The 6,605-nt window shown below is 37.7% G+C and carries 3 protein-coding genes; 2 read left to right on the plus strand and 1 reads right to left on the minus strand.

The window, feature by feature from the left end; all coding sequences use genetic code 11:
- Positions 1-619 precede the first annotated feature (619 nt).
- Positions 620-961, minus strand: coding sequence for a hypothetical protein (locus tag AFK68_RS16180; protein WP_094673678.1), 342 nt, complete (start codon positions 959-961; stop codon positions 620-622).
- A gap of 1,381 nt (positions 962-2,342) precedes the next feature.
- Here AFK68_RS16180 and sat point away from each other — a divergent pair.
- Positions 2,343-3,518, plus strand: coding sequence for a sulfate adenylyltransferase (gene sat / locus AFK68_RS16190; protein WP_094673680.1), 1,176 nt, complete (start codon positions 2,343-2,345; stop codon positions 3,516-3,518).
- A 513-nt stretch (positions 3,519-4,031) separates the two neighbouring features.
- Positions 4,032-6,452: a caspase family protein gene (locus AFK68_RS16195; RefSeq protein WP_094673681.1), complete on the plus strand. Its 2,421-nt coding sequence runs from the start codon at positions 4,032-4,034 to the stop codon at positions 6,450-6,452.
- The last annotated feature ends 153 nt before the right edge of the window (positions 6,453-6,605 follow it).

Below are 6,605 nucleotides of genomic sequence, written 5' to 3' on the forward strand. Positions count from 1 at the left end.
ATAGTTAGCAAGATTCAAAGTCTTTTTTTGACAATTATTAGTCGGTTAGTATAGGTTTTTCCTACTTTTAACGACTCCCCCAACCTCCCACACTTCCCACACTTCCCCACCCAATCATATATAGCATTCATGCATGAGAAATGGTATTAGCCGTAGGGGTGATTTCCTAACGGAAAGCTTTGCAGAATGCAAAACGCGAATCACCCGTACAGAAGTCAGGAGATTGAGAAATAAAATAGGGAAAAAAGTAGAATCTAGGCCCCCAGACTTCCCACACTCCCAATCTATAGGTTTCTATACATTCAAACTCTCTTCTCTTCTCTTCTCTTCGCACCTGACTCCTTACTCCTCCCTCATTATTTATAACTATTCAACCAGACATAATATTACCTAATTATTCAGTAATAATTCAAAAGATTGCCGTAAAGATTTAATATCTCCCACTCTTGCCACTAAAAGTTTATCTTTTCCAGCATCTTTTAAGCGATAATTCNGACTTCCCACACTCCCAATCTATAGGTTTCTATACATTCAAACTCTCTTCTCTTCTCTTCTCTTCGCACCTGACTCCTTACTCCTCCCTCATTATTTATAACTATTCAACCAGACATAATATTACCTAATTATTCAGTAATAATTCAAAAGATTGCCGTAAAGATTTAATATCTCCCACTCTTGCCACTAAAAGTTTATCTTTTCCAGCATCTTTTAAGCGATAATTCCAATACTGAACACTATCAGCGTTATTCATCCAAAAATTAATCACCGTTTCTACAACTTTATCTACTCTCCAACTACGATGAGTAGAAACTGTTTCTACAGATTTTAGAAACACATCTAGGGAACACTTATGGTGTCCTAAATATTCTACATTTAAGTTATTTTCTACTTGTAATTTTTGTTGCTGATTAAAAAAATGTAGGACTGGAGAAATACCTAAAAGTTCAAAAGTATATCGCATTTATCCTTTTCCTCCTCAGAATTTGTCAAATTATTATATATAGTAATCTCTTTTAGTTGTGAGATATTGTATCCTTAAAAAAAATAGAACAAGTCAAATTCTCATAACTGATTTAGGATTACTAAACTACCGTTAAAATTAGCACTCACCTTGAAAGACTGCTAATTTATCCAACTCTATAAAACAGATGCAAAACTTTTATTTATTGCTTGATATATCGTCAAAGTTTAATGGCTTACATTTAGCAATCTTCCATGATGAGTGCTAATAGTTTGCCTAATCAAATTTTGCGGTTTCAGAGCTTATATTATGATTTAGATAATACTAATTTAGTAAACCAGTTTTTGTCAAATTATTTACATTGTAGACAGTATATTTTTTACATAACTTTACATAGTCTGATTTTGAGTTTTTTTGATATCTATAAAGCAGTCCTATTTTGGTTATGTAAAAAATCTCTTAAAATCAGGGAACAGTAGTAAGAGTTTCAGACTTGATTATCTATATTTTGCTTTGATAAATCCTGCACAGATTGCGATAATCTTATCTAGTGTAGTGCCGTGTCAAGCTTAAAATAGTGGAATAGATTTTTGATGTCAAGCTTTGAAAAATCAGCATCCTACCATTTTTATAAAGTAACATTTAAGGCTTGACACGGCAGTAGTGGACTGTTTCAGCTAAAACTGTGCAATAGATTTTTGTTTCTAGGTGTCTTTTTCTCCCCACCCGGACCACACTTCCCACCCTCCCTACACTCCCTATCTAACGCACCATTTAAGATGAAACAACCCAGTAGTGAGCTTTTAAGTAGTCAGGACTTACACAAAATATTAAATTACACACCATCTGTAGGGGCGATTTCGTTCCGAATTGTCGCAAACGCGTTTTGCATTCTGCAAAGCTATCCTAGGTCATGCTCCGCATTTCCTGACGGAATGCTCCGCTTTCCATGTCGGCTCAAGCGCCGAAACGCTTTTTCCTGACGGAAATCGCCCCTACTCAATATGGCGGTTCTGCGTAAGTCCTGTGTAGTTATAAGACAAATCTGTATATACCTGATTTCCTGTCGCTTTTTCCTCAAAAAAATTCTCAAAACTTAAATATAAATGCTATATTAGTAGATTGTGATTTCTAAATACTTAGAGTTTTTCTATAACAACAAGATTACTGACTAAACTTGGCCTTATAGATAATTGTGATTAAGTCCGGTGAGATGACTACCACAAAAGAAGTGAGGAGAAAGAAAACATCCTTGAGAGCTACCTTGACCTCTATCTACTGCCAATAAGTAAATGAAGAGAGATGTACCTCAAAGATGTACGATAAAGATTAGAAAATTTAATCTTTCTCATATAGTAGTCAATAATAGAGAGGAATCACCTTGACTCAGTATCCAAATGGTATACCAGCACACGGTGGCCACCTAATTAATCGGATTGCCACACCAGCAGAACGACAAGAATTCATGGAAAAAGCTGAAAGCTTGCCAAAGGTACAATTAGACAAGCGGGCTCTTTCAGACTTAGAAATGATAGCTATAGGAGGCTTTAGCCCTCTCAATGGCTTTATGGAAGCAGATGACTATGAAAGCGTAGTCATTGATATGCGTCTCAAAAATGGACTGCCTTGGAGTATACCTGTAACATTATCAGTCTCAGAAGAAGTAGCAGATTCAATCAAAGAAGGAAGTTGGGTGCGTCTAGATTCTCCAGAAGGAGAATTTGCAGGAGTTTTAGAATTAACTCAAAAGTTCCGCTACAATAAAGCCCATGAAGTAACCAATGTTTATCGCACAGATGAAGAAAAACATCCAGGAGTGAAAGTTGTTTATGATGCTGGCCCAGTTAACTTAGCAGGTCCAGTCTGGTTATTAGAGCGTCATCCTCACCCATTATTTCCCAAATATCAAATAGATCCAGCCGAGTCCAGAAAACTCTTCCTAGAAAAAGGTTGGAATACAGTAGTTGGTTTCCAAACCCGTAACCCGATCCACCGTGCCCACGAATATATTCAAAAATGTGCTTTAGAAACAGTAGATGGTTTATTTCTACATCCTTTGGTGGGTGCTACCAAATCAGATGACATTCCTGCTGATGTCAGGATGCGTTGTTACGAGATTATGTTAGAAAAATACTTTCCTCAAGACCGAGTAATGATGGCCATTAATCCTTCGGCTATGCGTTATGCTGGCCCACGGGAAGCAATTTTTCATGCTTTAGTGCGGAAAAATTATGGTTGTACCCACTTCATTGTTGGTCGAGATCATGCTGGGGTAGGGGATTATTATGGAACTTATGATGCTCAATATATCTTCGATGAGTTTGAACCCGGAGAGTTAGGTATCGTTCCGATGAAGTTTGAACACGCTTTCTACTGTACTCGTACCAAAGGTATGGCCACAAGCAAAACAAGTCCAAGTATCAAAGAAGAAAGAATTCATTTATCAGGGACAAAAGTACGAGAAATGTTACGTCGGGGTGAGTTACCACCACCAGAATTTTCACGACCAGAAGTAGCAGCAGAGTTGGCTAATGCAATGAAAGCTCAGGCAAATTAACAGAAATTTTTCTGGTATAGCCCTCAAAGATAAGGCATAATTAGAAAATGGAGGCGGGTTATGAAAGTTATACCTTAGTTAAAGGTAAGCTTTAAACCCGCCTTTAAGAGTTAGGTAAAGAAACTCTGATTTTGGCAGTTAAGCCAGTTAAAAAGGATACTTAATTTATACTAATAAATTAGCTATTGAATATTACTGTAATTGTTCTATACAATTGCCTCAGTTAATATATTCTAACTGTTTAGATGGATAGTGAGTCAGATGAGAGACTGAAGCAGCCATTTTGGCACGAGCATCAAGTTATCTCTAAGAGTTTTTTTAACTGGATGACTGGTTAAAATCCGATCAGAAAGACGCACAAAACTCAACTCGTGAGTGGGCTTTGTTGCATGAAAGTAGCGATCGCCCTTATTGATTAAGGACAGAATGCGTCAATTATATAGAAAATTAATACTGTTGTTATATCAAAGTTCTTACTTGACTCAGTTAAAGGTAGGAAATTAAGGAAGAAGAATGGGATTAAAGCGGCGGGAATTTCTGCAAAGGGCTAGCTTGGCCCTAGGAGCATTGGGAATAAATGAAGCAGGGTGGTGGCGTCTCCAAAGTCATTACTCAGAAGCCTTAGCTCAAACTACAGGACGTAAATTAGCATTTTTAGTAGGTATTAATGAATATCCAGATGCACCTCTGTCTGGGTGTGTTACAGATGTGGAGATGCAGCAGGAGTTGCTAATTCATCGGTTTGGTTTTTTACCTACTGATATTCTCACTCTCACAAATAAACAAGCTACTAGGGAAAATATAGAAACAGCTTTTATTAATCATTTAACTAATCAAGCTAAACCAGATGACTTAGTTTTATTTCACTTTAGTGGCTATGGTAGTCGTGTGAGTAAGATGATTGATGAGGATGAAGATAATGAGTTAAGTGCCTCAAATTTAACATTTCAAAATACTCTAGTACCAATAGATGGGATACCTCCCAACGATCGGGGTAGAGCAATAAATGATGTTTTACAAGAGACTCTATGGTTATTATTGTGCTCTCTCTCCACCACAAAAGTCGTAACTGTATTAGATACTAGCTATGTATATCCGGGTAAAAATTTGCAAGGTTCTCTAAGAATTCGTTCTCGACCTAGTTCAACTACAGAACAAATTAATATTAAAGAGAAAGCAATACAAACGCAACTTCGCGATCGACAAAATATTCTAGGAGAACAGGAAATCTATGAAAGCCAACTGCCAGGGGTAATTCTTAATGCTAGTCAAGAGAGCCAATTTGCTACTGAAACTGACTGCAATGGTTTGAGCTACGGTCTATTTACCTATGCTCTTACCCAAACTTTATGGTCTACAACCCCTGTAAGCAAACTACAAATTAGTTTTTCACGAGCCGGTAGCTCCGTAGAACAAGTAACTGGAGCTAATCAGCAGCCAGAGTTGAAACAAGCAAAACAACAGAAAATTGCTCAATCAACAGAAATAGCTACTATAACTCCAGTAACTATTAGTTATCAAAACCTATTGAGTCCTTCATTACCACCTGCTAGCGGTGTAGTAACTTCAGTAGAAGATAATGGCAAAACAGCAAATCTATGGTTAGGAGGATTACCAATTAGTATTCTTGATACAGTTAAATCTAATTCCCTATTCACAACCTTACCTGATTTAGATTCAGATCCAAACTTTCGATTACAAATTCGGAGTCGAACTGGCTTAAAAGCAAAAGCTTCCGTAATCATTGAAACTAATAACAGCTCACAACAATCATCAGAACAGCAGCAAGAAGAGTTTCAGAACGATGAAAATACGAACAACCAAATACAAAAAAAACCTCAAAAATCTCCTCCTAATTCTCAACTTTTAGCAGGATCGCTGGTACGAGAAAAGATTAGAGTTGTGCCTCGACCTATGGATGTAATGATAGCTCTAGATCCTAATATGTCAAGAATTGAGCGGGTAGATGCTACCAGTGGTTTTTCAGCAATACCTCAAGTTACTGTAGTGCCAAATACACAGGCAGCAGATTATGTATTTAGTCGAGTTCGGGAAACAGCTATTGCTCAAAGTCCTTCAGCACCTCTACCCTCGATGTCTCAGGGTCGTTATGCTCTATTTTCTCTAGGTCAGGTGCTAATACCCAATAGTTCAGGAGAAGGAGGAGAAGCAGTCAAGGTAGCAGTACAAAGGTTAAGTTCCCAATTGAAAACTTTGCTGGCAGCTAAGATATTACGCTTAACTAATAATGAAGGATCTACTCAAATTAAACTTAGAGCTAACTTAGCTACTGTTACTCCAGAAGCAAAGAGCGTTATGCGTCGAGAAACTTTCGGAATTAGCGATGGGGAAAAATTTCAAACTAATAGAGAAGAAGATGTAGGCAAGTTGGGAGTTTCTGATGGATTACTAACTTTACCTATTGGCAGTAGAATTCAATGTCGATTATATAATGATGGCGATCGCCCAGTCTATTTTATGTTATTCATTTTAGACAGTAGTGGGCGCATTCTTTTTCTCGATCCAACTATATCTAATCAACCTGGGAATAATGCTCAACTTTCACAAACAGGTATGGTTATTTCTCCGGGTGATAGTATAAATATGCCTCCGGTGATTAGCAGTTCCCCTATAGATACAGAATCTTTTGGGTGGAGAGTAATAGGTCCTGAAGGATTATCAGAAATTATGATTCTCTCTAGCCATCAACCATTTAAGGAAACAATTGCAGCTCTTGATGGAGAGGTGCGTCAGGTTAGAGACGATCGCCTAATTAAAGAAGTATTAAATCCTTTAGCAGTAGCAGAAGCAGTGTTACGAGATTTACAGAGTGCAAGTCAATCAACTATTCAATCTACTGGGTTATCAACAGATGATTATACTCTAGATATTAATAGTTGGGCAACTCTGAGCTTTGTTTCTAGAGTTGTTTAACTTCCCGCCAGGGGAGTCCCGCGCTCTCCCGGAGGGGAGCGTCGTATAGGAAAGCCAGGGCTAAGATTCGGATACCTTCATAAGCTGTTCATATGCCTTTGACAAGCTAGGTACATTTTGTTATTATCAATGTCAACACAGGGGGAGGACATC

The sequence above is a fragment of the Hydrocoleum sp. CS-953 genome (assembly GCF_002260545.1).
Classification (GTDB): Bacteria; Cyanobacteriota; Cyanobacteriia; order Cyanobacteriales; family Microcoleaceae; genus Trichodesmium.

What these genes read in the sequence shown, in the direction of transcription:
- AFK68_RS16180 (WP_094673678.1), bottom strand. Translation starts at nt 961, where the DNA reads ATGCGATATACTTTTGAACTTTTAGGTATTTCTCCAGTCCTACATTTT.
- AFK68_RS16195 (WP_094673681.1), top strand. Translation starts at nt 4,032, where the DNA reads ATGGGATTAAAGCGGCGGGAATTTCTGCAAAGGGCTAGCTTGGCCCTA.